Here is a 25,821-nt window from a genome sequence, read left to right as displayed (position 1 = left end):
ATGCCAGGCGGTCGGCGCGAGTTCATGGGAGCCCGCTCTGATCAGTGAAAGCCCCGTGGGTCGCAGAGGTGCTGCCCCTGCCGCAGAGGAAGTCTCTCTGTACCGGGATGGTGGCACTCACCACGTCTGCTGACGAACTCCCGTGATCTGATGGGTTGTCTGCCCGTTCCAGGACGGGCAGGAAGTCGCCGAGGGGCTTCAAGCGAGGGAGCGCTCCGCCACCGCGTTGAGGTGGTGCTCGAAGAGTTTCTGCGCGTCCAGGTTGATCGTCGCGAGCGAGACCATGCTGGTGAGGATCACGTCGCACAGTTCCTTCTCGACGTCGGCCCAGGTGTGGCTCGCGCCCTTGCGGGGGTTGGAGCCCATGGCGCCGTGCACGGCCTCGGCGACCTCGCCCGCCTCCTCCTGGATTTTGAGCACGCGCAAGAGGCGGGTGACTTCATGGCTGTTGGTGCTGTTCGCGTCCAGCCACTCGACGAGGCGGTTGATCGTCTGCCAGGTCGCCGGGTCCATGTGCTCACCGAATCCGTGACGAAGGTGGGGGGCCGGCGGTCAGAAGAGCGTGTCGTCGGCCGGTGTGGCGGTCGGGTCGGAGACTACCAAGGGATCGACAACGGGGATGCGGAGACTGGCGTGCATGGCCGAGTGTGTGGGACCATCCCCGCGCGTGCGGGGAGCACACTTCCGCTGTGGGGCCGAGCCAGAACGGTAGGACAGCTTCTCAGCCCGCCAGCACCGCGCAGCACGTGCACTTCACACGACGATGCAGGTCATGGCCGCCCACAGCAGGGGTGAGTGCTCGGTCCGGCCATCGGCGCGCCAGCGGTCGAGCTGCTTGCGCTGCCAGCGACCGAGCCGCTGCACGGGGGCAGGGTCCTCGTGGGCGGTGTCGACGGCGACGATCGCCTCCGACAGCGGGCGCACGGACTCGGCCAGGCCGGCCAGCCGGTGGAACGCGAAGCTGGTCGGCAGCACCCAGCGGGTGGCGGTGACCAGTTCGGCACCGTTGTGGATCATCGCCGTGGCCAGGCCGAACGACTCGGCGAACCGCAGATCGCCACCGCTCTCACAGCCGATCAGGGCGACCCGCGGCGGCGCGGGCCAGATCCGCGCCCCCGGCTCACCGTCAGCCCGCAGGGGCAGCGTGCCCAGCAGGAGGTCCCTGGCCGACAGCGGCCGATGCGTGCGGACCGCCTCGGCCAGGCCGACGGTCTCCGGACCGCAGGACAGATGCAGCGTGCCGTCCTCGCTCTGCCCGCCCTCGACCGGTGTGCCGCTCACATGCCCGACGTACATCAGTCGGCGTGCCCCCTTGCGGAGCACGCCGCTCAGCCAGTCCCGGTCCAGGTCGGTGCGGCGGAACGCCTCCGCCGGGCCGGCGAGGGACGGCTCGACGCCGCCCGCGTCCAGGCGGCTTTGGACCAGCGCCAGCAGCTCCGGATCCGAGCCGGGCGGCCCCAGGACCGAGCCGAGCGGGGAGTCGGCGCGGAATCCGGGCACCCGGGGGTCGAGGACGAGCACGACCGGGCCGGTGTCCCGCTCCGGACCTTCAGGAGCGCGCTGCACCGTGTTCTGTCGTCGCAACGACGTCGGCGCGGTGGTCACCACGTCCGCCAGCTCGATGAGGCGGGTGTCGGCATCGTCGACGGCCAGCAGTTCCCAGGGGACTTGAGCGACCCGGGGCGACGGCTGGATGCGGACCAGTGGGCGGCCCGCGCGCTCCGACACCTGGCGGATCTGCGCCGTCAGCCCCTCCGGCCACAGCGCCTCGGCCAGCGACCGCGCGAACTGTCGCTCGGTGCGGTGATCGGCCAGCGCGCCCGACTCGAACGCCCGCCGCATGCCGGCCGTCCCCTCGCCCGAGCCGGGCAGCGCCTCGGCCAACTCGCGGACCGCACGGTCGACTTCGGCAGCGGGGCCGTGTCCGGTGCCGAACCCCTGGGCGCCGCCGGCCCAGGTCCAGGTCATGAACAGGTCGCCCGCGTCGGCCAGTCGGATCTGGACCACGGGACGGGCCGTGAGTTCGTCGGTGATCCAGAACGGCACCTCCTCGTCGTCCACGATCCGTCGGCGATAGCGGAACTCGGCAGCCGCGATGAACTCCTGGAGGGCGACACGGCCGGACTCCCCCGACATGCGCACCTTCGGAGGCGGTGCGACACGCAGCCCGGCGGACGCGGCGGCCTCGGCAGCCACACCTCCGAGGGCCATCGGCCCGTCGTCGCCGTACGCCTTCATGCCCGCGTCCGGGAAGACCGACGGTCCGTCGTGCCCGTCGTCGGGGCCCGACCCGGGACCCAGTGCCAGCGCGGCGCCCGCGCACCGGTGTTCCACCAGCTCGAAGAGGAGCCCCTGGTCCTGGCGGCGCACGGCGAGCCGGAAGACCAAGTGCATGGCCTTGTCCGCGAGTTGCAGCCACTGGGTGCGGGCGTGGGCGGTGACGAAGTCGTGGCGTGCCGCGGCCAGCGCCAGGGCGGCGGGCAGGGCGAGGGAGAGCGCGGTGTCGATGGACCGCGTCTCGTGCCGGCCGTGGTCCGTCCGGTTCAGGTTGTCCTCGAGGGTGCCCGCGAGCATGAGGTCGACCTGGGCGCACCGCTCGTGGATCTCCCGTGCCTGGTAGACGTCACGGGCCTCCTGGGCCAGCCGCTTCATCTCCTCGATGTCCCCCCGCTCGTAAGCGTGTTGGGCGCCCAGCAGCATGGTGTCGGCGGCGGCGACAGAGGCGCCGAGCCGCTGGAACCGGTCCAGGCTCGCCGTCATGAGATCGCTCGCGCCGGCGGCGTCCCCGCGCAGGCCCGCGAGATGGCTACGGGCCTGCTCACAGACCGCCAGATCACCGAACCGCCGCTGTTCCTCGAAGAAGGCTGACGCCTGCGCGAACAACCGCTCCGCCAGGTCGAGTTCACCTCGTTCCATCGCGAGCGACGCCCGGTGCACGAGCAGAGTCTGCCGCTCGCCGGTGTCCCCCAACGCCCGGAAACCGTCGTCAGCGCGGGCGAGGTAGTCCTCGGCCAGGTCGAACCGCCCCGTCGTGGCACAGATCGTGCCGAGCGCGGTCAGCAGGCGGGGGACGGTCTCCGCGGCGGTGGCCGGAGTGGTGGACAGCAGGAGCGTGGCCTGTTCCTCCGCCCTTCCCCACTCGCCCCGGTTCATCAGCAGGAGGACCCGGTTCAGGCCGAGTTCGGCGGCGCGCAGCCCGTCGCGGTCCTCGAACTCGGGGAACAGGGCAGCCGCTTCGTCCAGGCAGGCCAACGACTCGTCCAGACGCCCCGTCCTGCTCATCACGTCGGACCTGGCAATGAGTGTCTTCAGGACGGTTTCCAGCCACAGTTGACGGCCCTGCGGGCCCATCTGCGCCGACGCGATGTCGTCGAGCAGGGCCCGGGACCGCTCGACCGCGTCCTGCGCCCCGGGCAGGTCCGAGGCGGTGAGGAGGACGATGGCGAGGTCGCACAGCACGTGCGCGCGCAGGAACCGCGCGTCGGGCGAGTCCTCGATGGACTCGGCCAGGGCGAGCATCTCGCCGTACACGGCGCACGCGGCCCCGAAGTCGGCGGCCATGTGATGCTCGTGGGCCTGGGCGAAGCCGCTGTCGAACGGCTCCCCGTACAGCGGCGCCGCCGCTTGGACCTCTGACTCGTTTCCGTCCGGCATCCGTCAGTAATCCTCACTCGTGGCGGTGGCGGCGAGCGTCTCGGCGAGGAAAGGCGCCGAGAACGTGTCGTACGCGTCGTCGGATGTCAGGGGCTGTGCCGTGTCGGCCAGTCGGCGCCGGGCCAGGGCGCGGACCGCGTCACGGTCGGCGCGGCCCCCGGGACCGGCGCCCGGGTCGAAACCGGGCAACAGGACTCCGACTTCGACCTGCGGCGCTGTCGCCGCGGCCGGCAGGTCGAGATGCGGGTTCAGGTCGAGATCCGCCCGGCCGGTCCACACGTCGTCCCGTCTGGCGAGAGGTACCCGGCTCGGCGGGCCGCCGTTCACCCGGACCTCCGCGACGAGCAGCGCGCCCGTGACGGGAGCCGCGATGTGCGCGACGACCTCGACCTCGATCTGGCGGCGCGCACCGTGCGCGCGGGCGGTCCAGGACACCGAGTCCTCGGCGGCGTCGACGAACCCCGGCGGGTAGCGGCGCCAGTCGTTCCTCCCCGAGCCCCGGGCGATGACCCGGCCGCCGGACACGGGTGCGTCGCCTGCCGCGAGGGCGTAGCCGTCCCGCCGGGCGAACAGCGCGCCCGCGTCGACCGGCGTACCGGCGAGGCCCCGCTCCAGGGCCGAGCGCAGTTCGCGCAGGGCCGGCCCGTCCAGCCCGGCGGCGTCCGCCGCGTCGTCGATCAGCCGCAGGACGTTCGCCAAGTGGCGTGCGGTGTCCGCCGGTTGTGGTGCCGAGCGCCACCACTGGATCAGCGGGCCGAGTCCGGCCCGGTGCTCCTCGATGAGTTCGCTCACGCAGTCGTCGGGCTGGTCGCCGAAGTCGTCGAACAACTGCTGGCACCGGTGTGTGAGCGCCGCCGACTCCAGGCCGAGCACATCCGGTTCGAGCACCGGAATGCCGTCGGTGTACGACGCCGGCCACCACCGGGCCGCCCAGTGCGCGAATCCGAGCCGTGCGGCAGCGTCCGCGAGAGCGCCGAGGTCCGCCGGTACAGGGTTCACCTCGCCTTCCCCTGTCGCGCACGCGTGCACCGCGGCAGCGGTGGGCTCGCCGTAGACCGCCCACAGCCACTGCTGCGCCCGCCCCACGTCATGGACCTCCGCCACCGGCGGCCCCGGCTCCCGGAGAACGGGCCAGACCAGCACGGCACCCGCGACGTCGAGAACGGAGCGCGTGAAGTCGGGGCCTACGGCGTCCACCTCGTCGTGGGCGAAGACGGGGCTACCGGCGGCGACCCGGATCGTGCCGTCCGCGCCCCGTGCGACGTGGATACGCGTCCCGTCCCCGGCCATCACGCGCTGCTCGGCTCGGCCGTGTCCACGGCGGTCGTCGCCGCCAGGGTGCGCAGCGCCGACCGCACCCTGGCGCGATGGTCCATCATCACCGAGCGGGCCACCCCGTCGAGCACCGCCCAGAGCGAGGCGAGGTCCCCCAGGGGCGCGTCACGGACGTCTCGCCCGTGCAGCCGCACCCACAGCCGCCGCATATAAGCGGCCCAGGGGGTGCGCAGGTCCCGGGCGAGGGCGTCCAGCACGCCGCCGCTGTCGCTGCCGCCGTCCGGGTCGGGGCGGGGAGAAACGGTCATCCTGCGGGCGCGCAGGACCGATGCCTCGCGCCGCCAGCGGCTGTTGACGGCCCGGTGCGCCGCGGTGGGCCCCGGCACGGGTTCCCCGGTGCCCAGCGGGTCGAGGCCGACCGCGAGCCGCCCGCCGAGGACGACGGCGACGCGCAGGCTCTCGTCGTGCAGGCCGAGCGGAGCGCAACTGCGGCCGACCTCCCGCTGGACGAGATCCGGCACCGTCGGCAGCTCCTCGCGCCGGGACGACGACTGCAGCACGACGAAGAGCCGCTCGAAGAGCGTGCGGTCGAGCGGCGCGGGAAGCGTGGCGGTGGAGGCGGCGCGCCCGACCTCCGGACGCGGCGGCGCCTGGCGCGCGGTCAGCCCCAGATGCGCCGGCAGTTCCTCGGCGCCCCAGACCTCGCCCGCATGCGCCCACAGCGCCCGGCCGAACAGCCCTCCGTGCCCCGCCTCGACCATGGCCGTGTACTCAGTCGAGTCCCTCGCAGGCCCCGTCGCACCGCACGCTTCGAGCACCGCGCCCGCCAGCGCGACCACCACACCGACGTCAGCGGCCACCGGATGCCGACCCGCCCACGCGACGGCCAGTTCCCCGTCGAGCCGGGCCCGCCGCGCGGCGTCCGCCAGGTGGCCCTTCAGCGCTTCGACGGTACGTCCGCCGCCCGCGTCCGCCACGTCCTCCACCACGCCCCTCGCCACAGCGTCCGCACCGACGGAAGGCGCCCCGTACTCGGTAGCCAGCTCGAAGCACCGCTGGAAGTACAGATCTTGGGGGTGACCCGCCACGATCCCCAGAGCCCGGCGGGTCTTCTTGAGCAGCGTGAACCACTGTGCCGTCGCCCGAAGACGCGCACCGGACTCCTGGACCAGCGCGTCGAGGCGCGCGGCCTGCGCCGGTTCGAGGAAATCCGCCGCGAGTTCGGGACACAGCGACGGCCTGACGATCAACGGCAGCACGATCAGCTTGACCGTCCGGGTCAACGGCGCCCCGCCGGGCCCGCTCAGCGACTCCAGCCCCGGCCCGAGGTTACGCCAGGCACGGTCGATGACCAGGGCGCGAGATCGGCATGCGTCGGTCGGCTGGCTCGGCGTCGGCATGCGGCGAGCGTACGTCGTCCGGGAACGGGCGGGCGAACCTGGGATCGGTAGGGGTTTCGGGCCGCCTAGCGTGCACACCGTGCACCGCACATGACATCACCACAAGGAGAAGCGGTCATGGGAGTCTTCAGCAAGCGTGGCAAGAACCGCGAGGAGCGGGCCACCCAGATCGCCGGCCAAGTGGCCGGCGGCAAGGGGTTCTACGGACGTACCACACGCGCCTTCCTCGGCAAGCAGGACTTCGCCGAGGTCCAGCAGACGATCGGCGCGTACAAGTCCGGCCAGGACGTCCAGCAGCTGCTCGCCATGGGTGCGCCGACCATACTGGCCGTCGTCGTGGCGATCGGCGACACCGGCCGGCTGGTCAACTACGACCCGGTCGTCGACCTGGTCCTCCAGCCGTCCGGGACGACTGACCCGATCACCCTCCAGACCGTCGTCTCCAAACTGCGCATCCCCCGCACCGGCGACCAGGTCCTGCTGATCGCCGACCCCGCGCGGCCGGGCGGCTACGTCTACGCAGGGGACGGCGTCACCCCGTGACCTCGCCGATCTTCCACGAATCCGAGACCCCGGATCCCTGACATGGCCGACGACGGGCACGCGCTCCGGTGGACGCAGGTGTCGCGGGTCGGCCCGTGGGGCGCCGCCGCCGCGTACGGCAGCGCGGCGGTGATGTGCCTTGTGCGGCCCGGTCATGCTCGGCTCGGCCCTCCTCGCCGACGCGGACCTCATGGTCATGGGCATCGTCCTCACGGTGGTCTTCCTTCCCCTGGGCCTGGCGTTCTGGGGCAACACCACCGTCGAGCGGGCACACACCCGACGGCTCGACACCGTCGGGATTCCCGCCACCGCGGAGATCACCGAGCTGAGCCGCTGGGACGACGGAGACGACGTCGGCGTCACCGTGGACCTGCGGGTCAGCGGGCCGGGATTCCGGACGTTCGAGACGACCTGGAGACGCTCGCACCATGGCGCCCTGCGTGTGGGGCTTCGTCTCACGGCCGTCGTGGACCCGCACAACGGCAGCTTCCGCGTGGAGATCTGATGAAGGGTCACGAGCTACTGGAGTTCTGGTGGGTGATACCCGCCGGGCTGGCGCTGCTCGGCTACGCGCGCTCGCTCGCCGGGGTGACCCGGGCCCAGCGAGCGGTATGGGTGAAGGCGCGGATCGTGGCAGTGGAGCAGCCGGCCCACGGCGCCTCCAGGAAGCCCGGGATACCGGTGACGCTCACGTTCCAGGACCCGGGCACGGGCCAGGAGTTCACCCTGTCGAACGCCGGCAAGCACGGCGACACGATCGAGGAGGCCTGGGTGGGCCGGGAGGTCGAGGTGCGCTACCCGCCCGGGCAGCCTCTCCGGTTCGCCGTCGTGCTGGGCGGCGCGGGGGAGCAGACCGGACGCGAGGGCCCCGACTGTGCGGTCATGCTGCTCCTCATCGGGCTGGTGATCCACGCGACGGTCCACTGGGGCTGGCCATGGGCGCTGCTCGGCTTCGGCACCCTGCTGACGGCTGCCGCGGTGAGGAGCCCCGACATCCGCATGGTGCGCGCCCGCAACGCCCTGCTGGCCTCGGCCGTAGCCGTCCCGGCCCGGGTGGTGGCCGTCACCCGGGACGTCTACAGCGACGAGGAGTCCGGCGGCGACATCGTCGTCCACGCCCCGGTCATCGCCTTCACCACCCACGAGGGCGCCCACGTCACCGTCCTGTCCCACAAGGGCATCTCCGATCCGGGCCGGTCCCTCCACCGCGCCCTCACCATCCACTACGCCCCCGCCGACCCGGCCGTCTACACCCCCGACCCCGCGGCCGACCGCCGTTCGGGAGCGATGGACATCGCCTTCGCCGTCGCCCTCCTGCTGGCCGGGACAGCGGGGGCAGTGGCCGGCGCGGTCATGTTGTGACACCCCGGAAGGCGACCGGAAGGGGACCGGAAGGGGACCGGAAGGGGACCGGAAGGGGACAAGGAGCGGAAGAGGAGCAATGCGCAGCCATATCGGTGTGTTCGTCGAGAATCTCGTGTTCACGGCGCTCTGCTTGTCGACGGGCCCGGTCTTCCTCGTCCTCGGAGGCGCCGCCTGGCATGACGGCGCGAGCTGGGGCTGGGCCGTGTCCGCATTCGGCGCGGCCGTCACCGTCATGATCCTTGTCCTGGCTCTCCGCTCGACGCGCGCCGAGTTCCCCCGGATCACGGGCGGGGACCGCGTGCGGGCCGAGAGCGGCTCGTACGGGGACGACACCTTTGTGATGTGGGCGCCACGGTCCGAACCGGGCCCGATGGGCGCGCGGTTGGCGCGGGCGGACGTCCTGGAGGCGTCGTCGGTGCGGTACGACCCGGACGGGGAGGCGACGTTCACAACGTACGTGGGCGACTACGCGCCCGCCGAGTTCACGCCGTCGATCAGGATGAGGCTGCGGGTGCACGCCGCGGAGGAGGCGGAAGGGGCGGTGGGGCTCTCCGGGTTCGAGATCACGGACGAGTGGCGGGTCCCGGCCCTGTGCCTGTCGGCGATCACGGCGGGCCGACTGGCCGTCCTCACAGACGGCCTTGGCAAGGTAACCGTCCTCTGGCCGCGCAGCGCCCTGCTCGCGGGCACGAGAACCTGCCGGTTGATCGACCTCGACGGTCGGCTGATCGACGTGACGCGACGCACCGGGCATCTGCTGGAACAGATGCGGCTCTCGCTGGCGGTCGGCCGCGTCGAGATGGCGGGGGACACGATCGACCTCCGGCGCCTGGACGCGGAGACGGCAGCACGGTTCCGTACGCTGGCCGACCGGGCCCGCGCCTTCCCCGAGGACCGGGCGCCGGTGACCGAGCCGGGCGAGGAGGCCCGTCTGCTGCAGGCTCAACTCCCGGGCGAGAAGGGAGGGTTCGGCTCCGTCGGCCGGGAGATCCCGGTGCCGCGCCGCTCCGACGCCCTCTGGCCCCTGATGAACCTGCTGGCATCCCACACCGTCTCGAACCCGACCCCCGTCCTGGACCTCCGTTCACCCCCGCCCGCGCGGGGAGCACATTGATGGCCGGCCGGGAGATCACCGCCGCTGCGGATCACCCCCGCCCGCGCGGGGAGCACGCGGTCGTCCAGGACGCGCGGCCGTCCTGGTACGGATCACCCCCGCCCGCGCGGGGAGCACCGGTCATGGTCTCAGGGTAGGGGCGCGCACCGCGGATCACCCCCGCCCGCGCGGGGAGCACACCACGGCGATCGGCTGGATCTGCCCCTTCTCCGGATCACCCCCGCCCGCGCGGGGAGCACCGCTTCTCGCCCCGTCGGCCGCACTCGGCCACCGGATCACCCCCGCCCGCGCGGGGAGCACTCTCTTCTCTACGCGGGGGCTTTCTGGCAGGGCGGATCACCCCCGCCCGCGCGGGGAGCACCTTCTCACGAACGGATGCATCATGACCAGCAACGGATCACCCCCGCCCGCGCGGGGAGCACCGCCAGGAAATCTACGACCGCATCCGGTCCGCCGGATCACCCCCGCCCGCGCGGGGAGCACTGGATCAGGTACACGTCGAGCTGGTCGAGGTACGGATCACCCCCGCCCGCGCGGGGAGCACGGCCGCACGCTTCCTGATCACGCGGTCACCACCGGATCACCCCCGCCCGCGCGGGGAGCACGCCGTCGTCACTGTGCGCGGCGCGCTTGAAGGCGGATCACCCCCGCCCGCGCGGGGAGCACACTTGCTGACCTGGGGATTCATGTGGGCTTTGCCAAGTCGTTATGTACCTCCAGTGGGTTCATAGCGACGAGAGTCAGGCCGTCGAGGTCGACTGGGACGCGGCGTCGGGTGCCAGCCGTTGCCAGGGTGAAACCCTGTTCGCTGGCCTGAGGGTGGATTAGGACGGCCGCGCCGTCGGCGATCGTCGCGGATACGGACTTCCACAGCTCGTCGCGGACGCGTGCGGACAAGGTGCCGACGTAGAGGCCGGGCATGGTTTCGATCATCCAGCGGGAGAGCGCTCCTCGGACGTGGTCGGGTACAGCCGTGGTAGCGATCACTGTCATGGAGGCCACGTCTCAGTCCCTCTCCCCGTAGTTCGTTCCTCCGCTGAGATGGCCGAGTTCCGGGTCCCAGAGGCGGGTGAGTTCCTCGGTGGCTTCCTCGATGTCCTCATCGCCCGGGCCGGAGCCAGGTTCGAGGAGGTTCTGGATGTCGCCGACGATGCGCGGAAGCAGCCGGAAGAGACGTAGATCCTCGCGGAAGGAGCGACGGGCGTCGCCCTCGGGATCGGCCGCGTCGTGGAGGGAGAAGGCGAGCGGGATGGTGAGCTGGGATTTGTAGAGGTCGGCGATGTCGTAGATGAAGGCGTGGGATTTTCCGGTGTGGACGAAGCCGAGGCCGGGCGTGCAGCCGATCGCGGTGATCGCCGCGTGCGCGATGCCGTACAGGCAGGTGTTGGCGGCGGACAGCGCCTTGTTGACGGGGTCCTGGCCGTCCCAGTCCGCCGGGTCGTAGGAGCGTTTGAACGGACGTACGCCGTGCTGCCGGGCGAGGGTTCGGTACAGGACTCGCATGCGCGTGCCCTCGAGCCCCCGCAGCGTGCCCACCGTCGCGTCGGGTGGGGCGGCGTCGCCGAAGCGTTTCAGGTACATGCGGCGGGCGACCTCGGCGCGGGTGGCGGGGTCGCCCCAGGCTCGGGCCTGGCTCTCCAGCCAGCGGGTGGGCTGTTCGTCGGGAACGGTCGCGCTGTAGCAGCGGACGGCACCCGCTCCCGTGCAGATGACCGTGGTGCGGTGGCGGGTGAGCGTGGTCAGGGCGCGGGCGGTGATCGAGGTGCCCGGTCCCAGCAGGAGGGTGCTGAGCGCAGCCGTGGGCAAGGGGATACGCCGCTCCCCCTCGGCCGTGTCGATGACCGCGTCAACGCCCGTGTCGTCCTGGACGATGCGGGCGATGTCGATGTAGAGGAAGGACAGGCTGTCGCCAACACGAGGCAGCATGGCGGCCGTTGGCTTGGCCAGGCGGCGACGTGCCTGGCCGGTGCCGGGAGGCGCGGTCACCGGACCGGGATGGTGCTCAGAAGCCCGCACCCGTAGGACTTGCCGCGGCCGATGCCGTGGACGATGGCCGTGCGCAGTGCCCCGGCGTCGGTGATCGAGGCGATGCCGTCGAAACGCGTCCGGGCGTGGGTGATCCGGTGAGCGCCGTCCACGCGTCTGCCGGTCGCATCGGACAGAGACATGCTGCGGACGGAAAGGATGTCGAGACCGGCGCGCGCGGCCTGGCGTTCCCACCAAGCGTCGGCGTCGGCTCCGTACAAGGGTTTGACCTGATGGGGGCAACCGTCCTGGGTGTTCCTGCCCAGCTTGCGGGTGGCGTTGGCGACGAGGCGGTAGTGAACGCGGTCGCCGGTGCGCAACTGGTCGAGGAGGGGGTCGAGAGGCTTGGTCTGGGCGGCGCCGTAGGTCTCGGGAAGGCGCTCGGGGACGGGTCGCAGGCCGCTCTGGATGAGGATGGTGGTCTCCCGGCCGGGGGACTCCTCGATTCGGAAGAGGACGCCGGCCTGTTGGCGGGCCCGGTCGCCGAGGCCGTCCGGGAAGAAGGCCATGATCCGGTGGTGCAGGGCGACGGCGCTGTTGAGGTCCTTGCGGGCGGTCGCGTTGCGCGGGTCCGGGACGAGGCGGGTGATCCACAGGGGCGTGCTCATGGCAGGTCCTCAAGCGGGGTGGCGTCGAAGTGTGCGGTCAGGCGGTCGAGGTACGCGGTGCCGCGCCCTCCGCACTGGGCGGCGGGGAGCCGGACGGTGATGTGGTGGCGCCGTCGGGAGCGGTAGCGGCGGTCCAGGGGGACGAAGGAGATCGGGTCGTCGTGGGCTTCGCTGACGTTTTCCTCCGGTGGCGGCCGGTGGTCGGGCTGGGCGGCGTGTGCGTGAACCGCGCGCAGGAGCGCCTCCAGGGAGGAGTCGGCGGTGAAGTCCACCGCGACGGGGGGCACCGTCCGTTCGTCGGGTGTGGTCCGGTCGCTCGCACGGGGCGCCGGCTCGCGTGGCCCTTGGCGCGCGAGGGGAAGGCGCACCAGGTCGCGCAGCACGTTGGGGGAAGTACCGAGGTAGAAGGGTGCGTTGGGAGGGCACGAACGCCGCCCCAGGTAGGGGGGCCAGGTCGGCCAACGCAAGGCCGAGGCACAGCGGTGGAGGAGCGGGATGTCAGCGCTGTGGGCGGCGACGGTGAAGGCGGCGTCCTGCATGTAGTAACGGTGGGAGACCAAGGTCGAGGTCTCCCCGCTGCGGAACTTCCCCTCCGCGGTGGCGACCGTGAGGTGGCGCGGCATACCGCCGCCGACTGTGTGCAGATCACGAACGAGGGTCCCGGGGCGGTCGACGCGAACCGTGAACCGTAGGTCGCCCAGCTCGCCCAGGCGCGAATCGTCTCGGGAGTAGCCGAGGCCGGCGGCGATCAGGCCGATGAGGCCGGAGCGGGTCGGCGTGGCCGCCGTGTCCCGCTGAGCGGGAAACGGGGAGACCTCGCCCCACGACTGGAGGGGGCCGGACAGGTGCAGCAGGATTCCGGGCAGGCCGGGTTCCTCGGTGCCACTCATGCCGCGATGTCCCGCGACACCGTGCCGAGGGCAGCGGTGACGGCTTCGCGCACGAGGGTGCCGAAGGAATCGACGCGCTTGCCCAAGGCGTTCAACTCCTCGGCGCCGACGGCCGCATAGCCGCAGTACCGCTGGTCGCCCTTGCCCAAGAGGCGCTCGACGGCCGAGGCGTAACGGGTGAGTTCCGCGATGGAGGGGCCGAGATGGCCGCCGCTCTTGGCGTCGGGGCGTACCGGGGTCTCGAAGGCGCCCGCATAGGAGACCGGGCGGTCGCCGCGCACGGTGATGTGCGCGAGATCGGGGATGGTGTGCGGCGCCGTGGAGTTCTTCTTGGCCTGAGGAAGGGACAGCAGCGCGGCGTCCAGGAACGCCTCGGCCAGTTCGCGGGCGGCGGTGAGGTCCCCGCCGATGTTGTGCAGCAGGTCGTCGAGGTCCAGGACGATGTAGCGGTAGAACGTCCCGGCGCTGTGCTCGGCGTGGCCCATGTGGGCGGAGCCGGTGGTGTCCTCCCACCCGTGGGTGACGTCGTCGACGGCCGAGAAGTAGTCGATCTCGACATCGGTGCGGTGGGTGGTGAAGGCGTGCGCGACCTGGACGGCGCCGTCGACCTTGGCGTTGTCGACCTGGGCGAGCATACGGCCGAAGAGGTTGACGATGCCGTTGCGGGAGCGCAGGACGGCGTCGACCCGGTCGCCGGGGACGAGCGCGTCCTTGGCCTTGATGTCCTTGGTGTCCTTGGCCGCTTCGATCGCTGAACGGAACTCCTCAGCGATGTCGGCGAGTTCGGCGACCGCGGTGTCCGGGACGTAGACCATCGCAGCCGAGGTCCAGGGATTCCGCTCAGGTTCCTTCTTCGGTGCCGTCACGCCGACCCCGCTGCCCGCCATGACGTGGCGGCCGGCGCGGGCCGCCGCTGCCAGCGGCCACTGGCGTTCCTCGACGAGGTGGCGTTCGATGAGCTCCGGGAGGCGACGCGTGCGCAGGGAGCGCTGGCCGATCCGCTGCTGGAGCCGCAGCCGGGCAGCCCGCTTCCACGACTGGCTACTGACGCGGGTCCTGCTCACCCCGCCGTATTCGACCAGCTTCACCGAATTGGTGTCGTCGCGGTTCAGGTTCGCGTAGGGCACCGACTGGAGAACGTGGAGTTCGACGAAGCGACCGGGGATGTGTGACATGGAAAAGTTCCCTGTGGCAGAAGTCCGATGAGTTGCGTGTGCTGTGAGGGGTGCGGGCCACGTCCGATGGCGGGGGGTTCTGCTACGCGTCGGTCTCGTTGGCCGCTTCGGTGACGGCGCGCTGGCGTTCGCGGTAGTAAGACTGCATCCAGCGGCGGCAGACGCGGTCGCGGCGGCTCCCCCATTCGCGCAGGTCGAGGATGAGCCTGACCCAGTCGACGGCGTAGGGCTGGTCAGTGATCAGATCAACGGCGGCGGGCAGGTGTCGGTGGATGCCCTCGACGCTCTGCTTGGCCATCGCGTCAAGGCGGGCTTCAACGCCTCGCTCCCGCCGCGGATCACGTCCCACGGCCTCGGCCAGATTCGTTCCGAAGTTCCGGAAGACCGGACCGCCGACAGCGTCCCCTTCGGCGGAGGCCGTCTCCCCGCCCTCTGTGGGCGCGGCGTTGCGAATCCTTGTGCCCGCGCCAGGGGGCCGGCCCACCTCGCGTGCGGCCGGGTCGAGGTTGGCCATCATGGCGGCGACGGCGTAGTAGGCGCGCTCGGAGTCGTCACCGTGACGGTGCTCATCGGGGATGAGGTCCGCGAGATAGCGGTGCATACGCGGGCACTGGTCGACCGGGCGCCGCAGTCCACTGCGCAACGCGGCGCGCGCGCCGGGGTCGTTGGCGCACAACCACCGCACCCGGGCGACGAATCCGGCGGTCGTGGGGGTCTTCTCCTTCTCGGGCTCGGCGGTGTCCGCGAGGAGAGGGGTGTCCATGCTGGTCTCCTGGGTCGTGGTCCGGCCGGTGTCGGCCGCTCGCCGGGGAATGGCCCGCCGACCGCCGTGCAGTTCGATGCGCGCCCCCTCCACCGCGGCCGTGGCCCGGCAGGTGAGAGGCGCGCGGTCGGTGACACGGTCGAACACCCCGTGGGCGTGACCGAGGAAGATCCGCCGGGCCTGGTCGAAGGTCCCTTCGGCGAGGATGTCCCAGAAGGCCGTGCCGGCGGCGGGCCAGTACCGCACCGCGGCCTCCTCGGACCACAGGCAGTCCTCGACCTTGCCGTTGGTCAGCGTCGCCCAGGCCCGTTTGACCGCGTACTCCACACGGCGGCCGTACCGTTCCGCGGTCTCCCGCGTGTCACCGATCCGGCGAGCCGTCCCCTCCTCGCGGGCCTTGACGACGTCGAGCAGGGAGGGCGTGCTCGCGGAGACGAACTGCGTGTCGCGCGTCTGTCCGTCCTGCTCGAAGCCGAGCGCCCGAAGCCGCAGGTCGGGCAGGTCGGGCAGCGTCCCGCCGAGGACTCGCGGGCGGCGCGGCTGGGCGGAGCCGTTGGCCCTGGGCAGCAGCAGCGCGTCCAGGTCCCGCCACAGCGCACGGGCTGAGTCGGCGGGCCGCGCGTAGACGTTCCCCGCCTGGCTGGTCTGCCAGATCACGTAGGCGTCGTCGGTGGGGGGCGCCGGAAGGCGGGTGCCCCAGGTGATGTACGCGTCGGTGACGTACTCCCCCGTCGCGTCCGGTACGAGCAGCAGCGCATGCTGCCACCCCCCGGTCAGCCGCGAGCACGGACCCCGGTATCCCGGCGGCTCCGCCAGCACATCCGGCTCGGGCTCCCGCTCCCACGGGCAGGGATCGTCCTCGCGGTACTCCTCCGAGCCCGGCGGAGTGAGCCCGGCCAGCAGGGTGTGCAGCAGCGTCGGCCCCTCGGGATGGTAGGAGAGGCTGGAACGCAAAGGCCCGGCCCGCACATCGGCCGCCGTGGTCCTCCCGACGGTACGAGACGAACACCGCCCCGACGGCCCGTAGTACAGCCAGGTCAGCAGATGGAGCACGGCCTCCGCCGACGCGACGGGATACGGCTCGGCGTCCCGATGGTGGCCGAACCAGGAGTGGTTGTTACCCGCGGGGCGCCCCAGCACGAGCTTGTTCACCCCGGCCGACTTGGCACACTGCTGACGCAGCCGGGGGTCCTGGAGGAACGGCTGGTCGCCGAACAGGTCGAACCTGGCCCGGATTTCGGAGGTGAAGTAGGCGTCCACCTCCCCCGGATCGATCCCCTCCTCCAAGAGATCGTCTCTGCGGTCGCACCACTCGTCCGGCCCGTCCGGCGCCTCGTCAAGCCCCGTCACCCGGGCGGTCAGCGCATACAGCACGCGGTACAACGCGGACAGCGCCGGAGGCGAACCCACCCTCAGCCCAGCTATCTCGTGCGAGTGGACAAGCGCCTCGCGGAACCCGACCGCCCGTTGATCCCGGTCGGGATCGACCCACTCCACATCCAGCCAGCCCGTCTCGAACAGATCGAAACCAGGCGATCCACCTAAGGGCAACGCTGCCTCCGGAAGAAGATGATCCAGTCACTAAGCTGCGCAGGTGCTCTCCCCGCGCGGGCGGGGGTGAACCGTGTCACCGGTTAAGACCACCAGACCAGGAGCCACGGCGAGCACATCCCCACGCGAGTGGGGGCACCCAACTCCTCCGCTCCCAGGAGGAGTTGGGGCCACACCCAATGTAGAGAAGTGTCAGCGGTTTAAGCAAACCCGCAGCCCATCCGCACCGTACTGCACCCACCCCGGGGCCAACTCGCCCCGCCAGCCCCCCGCTTCGCGCCGCATGACCAGCGGCAGCCAGTCGCGTGTGACGGCGTTCTTCTGCCAGGACTCGGGGATGGCACCCCTCAGCTCGTCGCGCTCGCGCGTCCAGCGCCCGGGGACGGGGATGAGGTACTGGACGAGACGCAGGGTCTCGGCGCGGGTCAGGTGCTCCTTCTTCCCCCAACCGGGCACCGGCACTTCGCCGTCCTCGTCGAGCGTCCACCGTCCGCCGCCCCGGTCGTGGACGCAAACCACCCGCGCGGAGTCGGCGCCCAGCCGGGTCGTGATCAGTTCCTCGCCCACGGGCGCCGACGTCTCGCTCAGCCGGTGAAGGTCCGCGCCCACCTCTTGAGGCGCTTTGACGTGCACCATGGCCGCGAGTTGCTTCTGCACGACCTCGGCAGCCAGCCTCTCGATGTGCAGGGCCTCATGCTGTTCCCGTGCAGCCGCGTCCTTCAGACCCAGCGCTGAGAACGACTCGTCGTAAACGGCGTCAACGAGCGCCTGCACGTCGCCCGGAACGGCGACCGCCCGGTCCTCGTACTGCCTCAGCAACTGGCTCGTGGCGTTGAGCAGCGCCCCGTCGTAGACCGCCCGCCACGCACGAGGCGGATCACCATCGCCGTCCGCGTTCACCGGGTCCAGTACCACGACAGTGGGATCCTTGCCGAGCCACGGGGGGCGCCGGTCGACGTGGGGATCGCGCTTCGCCCTGTCGTCGCGGTGACGCAGACACCGCCCCGAACGTTGCAACAGCATCGCCATAGGCGCGAGATCACTGATGACGAGATCGAAGTCGAGATCGAGCGACTGCTCCACGATCTGCGTCGCCACCAGAATGGCGCTCGTAGGGCGATCTCCGCTCTTCCCGAAGGCTCGCTCGCACGTTGTCGTCGCCGCAGCCCGGTCCTTCGCCCGGTATCTCGCATGCAGCAGATGCAGTTGTGGCAACCGTTCAGCTCCAGCCTGGCGTTCTTCCGCCAGCCAGGCGGCGATCACGGACCACGTCTCCTGCGCCTCGGCCACCGTTGTGCAGATCACCAGCACGCACCCGCCGTCCTCCACTACGGGGCGAAGCCGCCTCCTGATCACTGCGAGCCGGTGGCTTTCGTTTGCCGGGGAGACGTCCCGGCGCACGGGCTCGCGCACGAGGCGAAGGTCCCGAGCGCGTTCGCTCTCCACCGACCGCGGCTCGCTGATCTCTCCGCTTGCCGCGTCGGCGTAGACCCAACCCGGGTAACAGGGCTGCCATGAGGTCCTGTCCCGGCCACGGGTCTGCTTCGGGCGGCTCCCCCGGAGATAGGCGTCGACCAGGGAGCGCGCTGTCGCACCGGTCAGCGTGGCCGACAGCACCACCACGGGCACGCCCATCGCGCCCAGCCACTTCAGAAGTGCCAACAGCAGCGTGTGCATCCAGGGGCCGTACGCGTGGGCCTCGTCGATCACCACGGCCTTCCCCGAAAGGCCGAGCAGTCGCAGCACGTTGTACCGAACCGGCAGCACGCCGGTCAGCGCCTGGTCGATAGTGAAGACACTCAAGGGGGCGAGCAACCCGCGAAGGGACGTCTGCAACCACTTCGAGGCCGCCTCCGTGGCGACGATCCTCGACACCTCGTCAGGCCCGTCCGCCTCCGCATCGCCACTGAGCCAGGACATCCCGTGGACCCGGGTCAGCGCCGCCGGCCCATCGACGCTTGCTTCGCCGAACTTCGCCACGCGCCGGTGCATCGCATCGACCGTCGCCATGGTCGGCATCGCAAAGCCCACCCCACTCAGCCCACACCGTCGCGCCATCAAGGTGGCCGCCCACCAGGCGGCTTCCGTCTTTCCGTCCCCTGGGGGCGCCGTCACCAGCAGCAGACCCGGACCGTGCACCAGATCAGGAAGGTCTTCCGCGAGCGACCGCTGAAGCGAGTTCGGCGTGAAGCCGAACATCTCGACGAAGTCCCGCTCCTCGAACCGCGCGCGGCCGAGCCCCGCTTGTTCCACGACACCGGGAGCGGCCTCCACGGCTGAGGACCAATGCGCCTCCAGCTCATGCCCGGAGGCCGTCCATCCCTCCGCGGGGATACGCGGCTCGATGAAGCGCTCCTGGCTCGCCAGCCAGTCGGCAACGATGACCAGCCCGGCCAAGACGACGGCGACCGCCGCCGGCATAGGCGCCTCGGGCACCGCCCGCGCACCGGTCAACCGCAGCAACGCCTCGACGTGCAGGCGGCATTGCCGCTCCCACTGGCCCCTTCGCCCCATCCCGGGCCGCTGCGCACGCGGCGCGGCCAGTTCGTGGTCGGTCAACGAGACCCAGAACCGCCCGTGATGCCCGCCGAGGAGCTGAGCGACCTGATGGGCCACACTGCGCCGCGCCTTCGCCGCCGTGGGATACCCGAACTCCCCCAGGAGCCCGGCCAACACCCACTGCGTCACCTCGCTGTGGTGCAACCGCTGGTCGGACTCGTCCTCCGACCTCCTGCCGTACCGCCCGGAGTTCAGGAGTCGGTCGTACAGCTCAGGCACCTTGACCTGGAACGGCGGGCTGATCTTGCCGACATCGTGCAACCCGGCCCACAGACACAGGACCGCCCGAGCCTCCGACACAGGGACCCCGACCTCACTGGCTAAGCGCTCCTGTGTCGCGTCGTCGAACCACGCGTCCCACAACGCGCCAGCGATCGCCGCCGTATCGATGAGATGACAGACCACCGGGTAAGGCGCGGGCAAACCGTGTTCCTTGCCCCAGAGACAGCAGTCAACGCCCTCGCCTTGAAGGTCCCTGTCCGCACCAGCCACTACTCTCGCTCCCAGCCCTCGACGATGGGGCCACCTACTCAAGCAGCCACCACTGACAAAGCCCGCTGACCAGCCGTGATCACCGGAAACCCCACCCATGCCAGCGACCACCGAGCCCACATCACCAAGGGAGCAGCTCGCCCTTGCCCCCGTAACGAATTGGCAAAGCGCCCCTAACATCCCAGCTCAGGAAGTGTTCTCCCCGCGCGAGCGGGGGTCAGCCGTAGCTACAGCCTCTACGGGGGCGTCGAGGAGCGTTCTCCCCGCGCGAGCGGGGGTCAGCCGTACTGGGGCTACGAGCCCGAACCGCACCCCGCGTTCTCCCCGCGCGAGCGGGGGTCAGCCGATGACCGGCATGACGGTCAGCGGCGGTGAAGCGTTCTCCCCGCGCGAGCGGGGGTCAGCCGGGCATTGTCCGCGAAGTACTCACCCGGGCCGGGTTCTCCCCGCGCGAGCGGGGGTCAGCCGCTCCTCCAGCTTCGCGAGCAGCTTGATCCGCCGTTCTCCCCGCGCGAGCGGGGGTCAGCCGCACGCCACCGACGTTGACCACATCGACGACCCGTTCTCCCCGCGCGAGCGGGGGTCAGCCGCTGCCGTGCTTGGTGAAGTACACGGCCAGTCGGTTCTCCCCGCGCGAGCGGGGGTCAGCCGCTGACCGAGGACATCTACGTCGGCTGGACCGCGTTCTCCCCGCGCGAGCGGGGGTCAGCCGATCGCCGCGCGCTTGTCGTCGTCCACGACGGGGTTCTCCCCGCGCGAGCGGGGGTCAGCCGCTCATCGCATCCGGCATGCGCGGATCGACAGCGTTCTCCCCGCGCGAGCGGGGGTCAGCCGGCCAAGCCCGGCACCGAGGGCCACAAGGCCCTGTTCTCCCCGCGCGAGCGGGGGTCAGCCGGAGGACCTGCACCAGCTCGCCAACCGGCTCGAGTTCTCCCCGCGCGAGCGGGGGTCAGCCCGGTCGATCCACCCCTGGAGTGCGCTGACAGCGTTCTCCCCGCGCGAGCGGGGGTCAGCCGGCGCGCTCGGCGAGGCCCTTCTGCTTGCAGGAGTTCTCCCCGCGCGAGCGGGGGTCAGCCGGCCGTGGCGAGCCGGGCGGCGTTGCCGTCGTCGTTCTCCCCGCGCGAGCGGGGGTCAGCCGAATCGGGTTGCCGTTGGCGTCATGGGTGGGATGTTCTCCCCGCGCGAGCGGGGGTCAGCCGGACAGCCATACATGGCGATATTCAGACGGAACGTTCTCCCCGCGCGAGCGGGGGTCAGCCGTAGATGGCCTTGGGCGCGGCGGGCTTGGGGGCGTTCTCCCCGCGCGAGCGGGGGTCAGCCGGGGGCCAGGGCATGAGCTGGCATACCGGCCGCGTTCTCCCCGCGCGAGCGGGGGTCAGCCGGTGTAGGCGTCGCCGTAGTCGCCACGGATAGTGTTCTCCCCGCGCGAGCGGGGGTCAGCCGTCCCACACGGCGGGTCCGGCGATCGAGCAGAAGTTCTCCCCGCGCGAGCGGGGGTCAGCCGGCGGAGAACGAGCGCCTCCAGCGGGAACGCCAGTTCTCCCCGCGCGAGCGGGGGTCAGCCGAGCGGCGAGATCGAGATGGGCCCGGTCGCCGCGTTCTCCCCGCGCGAGCGGGGGTCAGCCGCTGCAGGTTCTGCTGTGTCATCAACAAGAGCGGTTCTCCCCGCGCGAGCGGGGGTCAGCCGATCCGGCGCATGCCCAAAGCCAAGCGGCCCGAGTTCTCCCCGCGCGAGCGGGGGTCAGCCGAGCTGGCCACCTACCAGACGTACTCGGGGTGAGTTCTCCCCGCGCGAGCGGGGGTCAGCCTCATCGAGTTCGACCGGATCGTGCCCAGCGAGCGTTCTCCCCGCGCGAGCGGGGGTCAGCCGCGGCTGGTCCACGGGGACAGGCCCATCACGGAGTTCTCCCCGCGCGAGCGGGGGTCTGCCGATACCTTGGTACTTCCGGACTGATGATCATGGGTTCTCCCCGCGCGAGCGGGGGTCTGCCGTCACTCATTGAAGCTGCACCATCTTGAAGTGGCTGGTCAGCTGGGTGGCGTGACCTCGTTTCGGGGTGCTCGTGCTGGTCGTGGGCGGCAGTCTGTGTTGTAGATCGTCCGGCGGGGTGGTTTTGCCGATGAGTTCACCGTCCTCGAACGGTCTACCCAGCGACACGATCGTCTCGATAGGAGTTCCATGTCCACAATCCAGCCAGTGATCATTACTGCCGACCAGGACGTTCTGCTCGGCTTCTATACGAAGTTGTTCGGCGCTGAGGAGATCTTCCGGGTACCGGAGGAAGGCCCGGTCTTCTACCTCGGCTTGCGCATCGGCGACACCGACCTCGGGCTGGTGGCCAAGGCGAACCCGGGGGACCGGGAGGCGTCGCGGATCCTGCTCAGCATCGGTGTCGACGACGTCGATGAGACGCTCGGCCGGGTGGAGGCGCTGGGCGGCTCGGTCCGCAGCGGCTCCAACGACATGCCGTGGGGACAGCGCGTCGCCCACATCCAGGACCCCGACGGCAACCCGGTGAACCTCACCCAGCCGGTCCCGGCCCGGTGACGCTGTTCCGGGTGCTTGTGCTGGTCGCGGGCTGCCTGCGGTAGAGATCATTTGCCGGTAGTGGCCTCGATGTTCGCCAGGACGAGCAGCGCGCGAAGCAGGTGGGTGGCGCGGGCGGGGTCGGTGCGGAGTTTGGTGAGGATCCGCCAGTTCTTCGGGTGGGCGAAGCCGCGTTCGACGGGGGCGCGTCCGGCGGCGAGCACTCGGTTGGCCCCTTCTCGGCGGGTGTGGGCTTGCGGGTGCGGGTGGCCTTGAAGCCGGTGACGACCACGGGGTCGTCACCGTCGTCGTCCAGGCCGATAAAGCCCAGATCGGCCAGGGCGCCGGGACCGGCGGCGCGCAGGTGGGCCAGGATGTGGTCGCGACGGGCGGCGGTGATGTCGTGGGTGCGGCCGGGCCGGACAGCCGATATCCAGATCAGCCGGCCCCGCTCGTCGGTCAGGGCCAGGACATGCAGGCCGTGGCGGCGGTGCTTGATGCCCTATGTTCGTCAACCTGCGGTTCGTGAGGGTCGCTGGATCATCAGGCTGCCGGTCGCACGTCATCATGTCGGCGCGTATCAGGGCGTAAATCTCGCGGGCTGCGTAGCGCTTCAGGCAGCGCATTACCTCGCGCTTCCCCTTGCCCTCGGCGGTGCGGCGCTCCAGGTAGTCGCGGGTGCGTTCGTCCTGGCGCATGCGGGTGACCACGATGCGGTGCAACGCGGCGTTGGCCTGCCTGTCCCCGCCCCGGTTGAGCCGGCGGCGCTGGCTCTTGCCGGAGGACTGCTCGACGGGACTGACGCCGCACAGCGCGGCGAAGGATGCCTCACTGCCCAGCCGCTCAGGGTTGTCACCGGCGGCGATCAGCAGGGCCGCCGCGCTGTCCGGCCCGATCCCCAGCCGCTCCAGCAGGCTGGGCGCGGTGGCCTTGACCGCTGCGGTCATTCGCCGTCCGAGCTCGGTGACTTCCTGCCGAAGTCGCAAGACGCGTTGTGCGAGCAGCCGGAGCGTGAAGATCGCCGTGTCGGCGGCCGGATCGTCACCGCAGGGGTCGGTCAGCTCCGCGCAACGGCGGACCATGAGCCAAGTCGAGAGTGGCTCCAGTTCCTCGCGCAGCACAGATGGACCGTTGACCAGCACTGCCTTGAGCTGGTTGAGCGCTTGAGTGCGCGCCTTGACCGCGGAGTTCTTCGCCAACCGGAGCATGCGCAGCGCTTCCACCTGCCCGTCGCCGCTCTTCGGCAGCGCCCGGGCGATGCCCGACAGCGCTGCCCGGGCGGCAGCCTCGGCGTCGACGGCGTCGGTCTTGCCGCGCCGGCGCCGGGCGGATCGGTCGGGCTGGTTGACTTCCACCACCGCCACCCGCTGGGTCGCGAGGTAGCGGGCGAGGCCGGCACCGTAGGAGCCGGTGCCCTCCACTCCGGCCCGCAATACGGTCCCGCGCTGGCGTGCCCAGTCGAGAAGCTGGCGATAGCCGGCCGCCGTGGCCGGGAACTCCCCGGTGCCCAGTAGCCCGCCAAGGTGGTCAAAGACGGCGGCGACGTGCATGTCCTTGTGGGTGTCAACGCCGAGCACCACCGAAGGCTGCGTGGCCGGGGCCTCGGCGGCTTGGATGGCATGGAAGGCAGCGGGCATGCTGAGGGTGGTCACGGTGCTCCTGTTCGACGACGCGGTACCGATGGCCAGCGCCGGTCGGTGGAGCGGTCAGGACTGTGACGGTGCCTTCCAGCCCAAGGCCCCTATCGGGACACGCTCCGCCGGCCCGGTGCCGGTACGCGTCGCTCCGGCCGGGCCGACAGATCAAACACAAGGCACAAGCAGCCAGCCAGAGTACGAGTCAGGCCACGGCCAAAACGACACGCCATCATCCTCACAGCCGGAGTAGTTCGGGCGGTTCGCCATGCCGGTGCGGCGCTGGGTGGGGATGAGGGTGCCGTCGATCAGGACGACCTCCCCGCCGCGCCGTGCGATCTTCTTGAGGGCGCGGTCCAGCCTCGGGGCCTTCGCGGCCAGCAGGGCGATCAGCTCGTCGCGCCAGCGCCGGACGGTGGTGGCGGAGACGTCGTTGCCGCCGGCCATGGAAGACTTCGCGGGCTATGGCGCGCTTGAGTAGCCGGATGATCTCTTTTTTGGTGCGTCCGGCGTGGGTCTGCCGGGCGACGAACTCACGCGTGCGTTGGCAGCGGGCCATCCTGACGAGCGCGATGCGGTAGAGGGCTGCGTTGGCCGCCCGATCGCCGCCCCGGGGAAGCCGGTGCCGGTTGGTCTTCCCGCTCGACGCGGGGACAGGGGCCGCACCGCACAGCGCAGCAAAGGAAGCTTCCGTGCGCAGGCGGGCCGGGTTCGCGCCAGCGGTGATCAGCAGCTGTGCCGCGGTGTCCGGCCCTACTCCGTAAGCGGCGCGCAGGCCGGGGTTGAGGGCGATGACCAGTCTGTCCAGCTCTTCGGTCAGGGCGGTGTGCTCTTCGGTCAGGCTCTGGACACGCCTGGCCAGCGTGCGCAGGGCCGTCAGGAGCGGTGCGTGCACCGGATCCACGGTCGGCCGGAGCCGGGCAAGGGCTGCGACGCGCTTGTCGCCGGACAGGGCAGGGTACTTGGCGCGGATGGCGTCGGGCGCGGTGACCAGCAGGTGCGCGATCTGGTTGAGCGTCGCGGTACGGGCTTTGATTGCTGAGCGTGCCGCGGTTTGCAGGGCACGGATGCCGGCGACGGCCTCGTCCTTCGGAGCGCTCGTCGCCCGTCCGGAGACGACGGCGCGGGCCGCTGCGTAGGCGTCGATCGGGTCAGACTTGCCGATCCTGCGGCGTTCCGCCTTGTCGGGCCGGTTGACCTCGACCACGGTCAGGCCGGCCTGCCGTGCGGCGTGCGTGAAGCCCGAGCCATAGGAGGACGTGCCCTCCACGCCGACAGCGGCGACGGTGCCGTGAGCCTGCAGGAAGGCGATCGCGGCGGCGTATCCGCAGGCCTTCGTAGGGAATTGGGCGTCGGCGAGGTGCCCACCCCGGTCGGTCACCACCGCGACATGGATGGTGTCGGCGTGGGAGTCCACCCCGCCGATCACCGCTTGGTCCGTGGCGTCCGCCGACTCTGTGCCTGCCATGCTGGAGGCGCCTTCCTTTGCCGAAGGTGGCTCCGGCCGGAAAGGGCAGACAGGACAGTCAGGGGGCCTCTGGCCAGGCTCCTATGAGGTCATGCTCCGCCCGGCCGGAGCCCTGGGAACGGGCCCCGGCAGTCGGACAGATCAAGGCAAGGACAGCCCAGCAGGACGTCAGTCAGTGATCGGGTCACGACAACCGGGAACCCGCATACCACTATGACTGTCGGTGATCGTGGAGATGGTCTGCTTGGACACCTCCGCGCCGTAGACCTCGGCCAGGTGCGCGGAGATCTCCCCGTGGGTGAGGCCCTTGGCCGACAGGGACAGCACCATCTCGTCGACGCCGGTCAGGCGTCGCTGCCGCTTGCGCACGATCTGCGGTTCGAAGGTGCCGGCGGTGTCGCGGGGCACCTTCACCTCGACCGGGCCGACATCGGTCAGCACAGTCTTGGCGCGGGTGCCGTTGCGGCTGTTGCCGCTGTTCTTCCCGGCCGCGTCGTGCTTGTCGTAGCCGACATGGTCGGTGATGTCACCCTCCAGGGCGGACTCCAGCACGCGCTTGGTCAGCTGCCGCAGCAGCCCGCCCTCACCGGTGAGCTGCAAACCCTCGCCGCGGACCCGGCCCACGAGCATCGCGATCAACTGTTCATCCGTCGCCGCACTCGACGGCGTCTCCACCGGCAGCCCAGCGAGCTCGCGCTCAGCAGGGGTCTCGGCCATCTGGCGTCTCCTTGATCATCAGATCCGCCGTTGATTAGACACTCCCCGCCTCGCGACCGCC

The 25,821-nt window shown here is 71.0% G+C and carries 17 protein-coding genes, 3 pseudogenes and 2 CRISPR repeat arrays; of the genes and pseudogenes, 4 read left to right on the top strand and 16 right to left on the bottom strand.

Annotated features, from left to right (window positions below):
- Positions 1-198 precede the first annotated feature (198 nt).
- The 4 genes from OIE51_RS21090 to OIE51_RS21075 form a co-directional block, all read right to left on the bottom strand.
- On the bottom strand, positions 199-513 hold the full coding sequence (locus OIE51_RS21090) for a MazG-like family protein (protein ID WP_326599304.1): 315 nt from the start codon (positions 511-513) through the stop codon (positions 199-201).
- A gap of 240 nt (positions 514-753) precedes the next feature.
- Complete coding sequence (locus OIE51_RS21085) at positions 754-3,654, bottom strand: hypothetical protein (protein WP_326599303.1); 2,901 nt, start codon at positions 3,652-3,654, stop codon at positions 754-756.
- Positions 3,655-3,657: 3 nt separating this feature from the next.
- Positions 3,658-4,944: a hypothetical protein gene (locus tag OIE51_RS21080; protein ID WP_326599302.1), complete on the bottom strand. Its 1,287-nt coding sequence runs from the start codon at positions 4,942-4,944 to the stop codon at positions 3,658-3,660.
- Complete coding sequence (locus tag OIE51_RS21075) at positions 4,944-6,329, bottom strand: hypothetical protein (RefSeq protein ID WP_326599301.1); 1,386 nt, start codon at positions 6,327-6,329, stop codon at positions 4,944-4,946. Before OIE51_RS21075 ends, OIE51_RS21080 begins: the two co-directional genes overlap by 1 nt.
- A gap of 117 nt (positions 6,330-6,446) precedes the next feature.
- Between OIE51_RS21075 and OIE51_RS21070 the strand changes: the two genes are divergently transcribed.
- The 3 genes from OIE51_RS21070 to OIE51_RS21060 all read left to right on the top strand — a co-directional run bounded on the left by OIE51_RS21070 (position 6,447) and on the right by OIE51_RS21060 (position 8,234).
- The gene (locus tag OIE51_RS21070; RefSeq protein WP_326599300.1) at positions 6,447-6,872 is read left to right on the top strand and encodes a hypothetical protein; all 426 of its coding nucleotides are present in this window, start codon (positions 6,447-6,449) and stop codon (positions 6,870-6,872) included.
- Between the two features lie 139 nt (positions 6,873-7,011).
- Complete coding sequence (locus OIE51_RS21065; RefSeq protein ID WP_326599299.1) at positions 7,012-7,377, top strand: DUF3592 domain-containing protein; 366 nt, start codon at positions 7,012-7,014, stop codon at positions 7,375-7,377.
- The gene (locus tag OIE51_RS21060; protein ID WP_326599298.1) at positions 7,377-8,234 is read left to right on the top strand and encodes a DUF3592 domain-containing protein; all 858 of its coding nucleotides are present in this window, start codon (positions 7,377-7,379) and stop codon (positions 8,232-8,234) included. The genes OIE51_RS21065 and OIE51_RS21060 overlap by 1 nt, the downstream gene beginning before the upstream one ends.
- Before the next feature lie 1,083 nt (positions 8,235-9,317).
- Positions 9,318-10,017: direct repeats of the CRISPR family, unit length 29 nt; unit sequence CGGATCACCCCCGCCCGCGCGGGGAGCAC.
- A gap of 18 nt (positions 10,018-10,035) precedes the next feature.
- Here the strand turns inward: OIE51_RS21060 and cas2e are convergent.
- The 7 genes from cas2e to cas3 all read right to left on the bottom strand — a co-directional run bounded on the left by cas2e (position 10,036) and on the right by cas3 (position 19,414).
- Positions 10,036-10,353 (bottom strand): type I-E CRISPR-associated endoribonuclease Cas2e, encoded by a 318-nt coding sequence (gene cas2e / locus OIE51_RS21055; RefSeq protein WP_326599297.1) that lies wholly within the window; start codon positions 10,351-10,353, stop codon positions 10,036-10,038.
- 3 nt (positions 10,354-10,356) lie between these two features.
- Positions 10,357-11,277: a type I-E CRISPR-associated endonuclease Cas1e gene (gene cas1e / locus OIE51_RS21050; RefSeq protein ID WP_326599296.1), complete on the bottom strand. Its 921-nt coding sequence runs from the start codon at positions 11,275-11,277 to the stop codon at positions 10,357-10,359.
- Between the two features lie 56 nt (positions 11,278-11,333).
- A complete protein-coding gene (cas6e, locus tag OIE51_RS21045) occupies positions 11,334-11,984 on the bottom strand; it encodes a type I-E CRISPR-associated protein Cas6/Cse3/CasE (protein ID WP_326599295.1) in 651 nt (216 codons plus the stop codon).
- A complete protein-coding gene (gene cas5e / locus OIE51_RS21040) occupies positions 11,981-12,874 on the bottom strand; it encodes a type I-E CRISPR-associated protein Cas5/CasD (protein ID WP_326599294.1) in 894 nt (297 codons plus the stop codon). Before cas5e ends, cas6e begins: the two co-directional genes overlap by 4 nt.
- Positions 12,871-14,049 carry a type I-E CRISPR-associated protein Cas7/Cse4/CasC gene (cas7e, locus tag OIE51_RS21035; protein ID WP_326599293.1) on the bottom strand — a complete coding sequence of 393 codons (1,179 nt, stop codon included), beginning with the start codon at positions 14,047-14,049 and terminating at the stop codon, positions 12,871-12,873. Before cas7e ends, cas5e begins: the two co-directional genes overlap by 4 nt.
- 82 nt (positions 14,050-14,131) lie before the next feature.
- On the bottom strand, positions 14,132-16,363 hold the full coding sequence (casA, locus tag OIE51_RS21030; protein ID WP_326599292.1) for a type I-E CRISPR-associated protein Cse1/CasA: 2,232 nt from the start codon (positions 16,361-16,363) through the stop codon (positions 14,132-14,134).
- Between the two features lie 192 nt (positions 16,364-16,555).
- Entirely contained in the window at positions 16,556-19,414 is a 2,859-nt protein-coding gene (cas3, locus tag OIE51_RS21025) for a CRISPR-associated helicase Cas3' (protein WP_326599291.1), read from the bottom strand.
- A 195-nt stretch (positions 19,415-19,609) separates the two neighbouring features.
- Positions 19,610-21,406: direct repeats of the CRISPR family, unit length 29 nt; unit sequence GTTCTCCCCGCGCGAGCGGGGGTCAGCCG.
- A 187-nt stretch (positions 21,407-21,593) separates the two neighbouring features.
- Between cas3 and OIE51_RS21020 the strand changes: the two genes are divergently transcribed.
- Positions 21,594-21,962 carry a VOC family protein gene (locus OIE51_RS21020; RefSeq protein WP_326599290.1) on the top strand — a complete coding sequence of 123 codons (369 nt, stop codon included), beginning with the start codon at positions 21,594-21,596 and terminating at the stop codon, positions 21,960-21,962.
- A 47-nt stretch (positions 21,963-22,009) separates the two neighbouring features.
- On the opposite strand, the gene OIE51_RS21015 is transcribed toward OIE51_RS21020, so the two are convergent.
- The 5 genes and pseudogenes from OIE51_RS21015 to OIE51_RS20995 form a co-directional block, all read right to left on the bottom strand.
- Positions 22,010-22,165 (bottom strand): hypothetical protein, encoded by a 156-nt coding sequence (locus OIE51_RS21015; RefSeq protein ID WP_326599289.1) that lies wholly within the window; start codon positions 22,163-22,165, stop codon positions 22,010-22,012.
- A gap of 146 nt (positions 22,166-22,311) precedes the next feature.
- A pseudogene (locus OIE51_RS21010) lies at positions 22,312-22,380 on the bottom strand (hypothetical protein); the annotation flags it as partial.
- Between the two features lie 139 nt (positions 22,381-22,519).
- A pseudogene (locus OIE51_RS21005) lies at positions 22,520-23,578 on the bottom strand (IS110 family transposase); the annotation flags it as partial.
- Positions 23,579-23,813: 235 nt separating this feature from the next.
- Complete coding sequence (locus OIE51_RS21000; RefSeq protein ID WP_326599288.1) at positions 23,814-25,043, bottom strand: IS110 family transposase; 1,230 nt, start codon at positions 25,041-25,043, stop codon at positions 23,814-23,816.
- A 219-nt stretch (positions 25,044-25,262) separates the two neighbouring features.
- Positions 25,263-25,673, bottom strand: a pseudogene (locus OIE51_RS20995) (transposase); the annotation flags it as partial.
- Positions 25,674-25,821 lie beyond the last annotated feature (148 nt).

The sequence above is a fragment of the Streptomyces sp. NBC_01803 genome (assembly GCF_035917415.1).
Lineage (GTDB): Bacteria > Actinomycetota > Actinomycetes > Streptomycetales > Streptomycetaceae > Streptomyces.
Note: the sequence above shows the minus strand (reverse complement) of the source record. Positions and strands in the feature narration are given on the sequence as shown.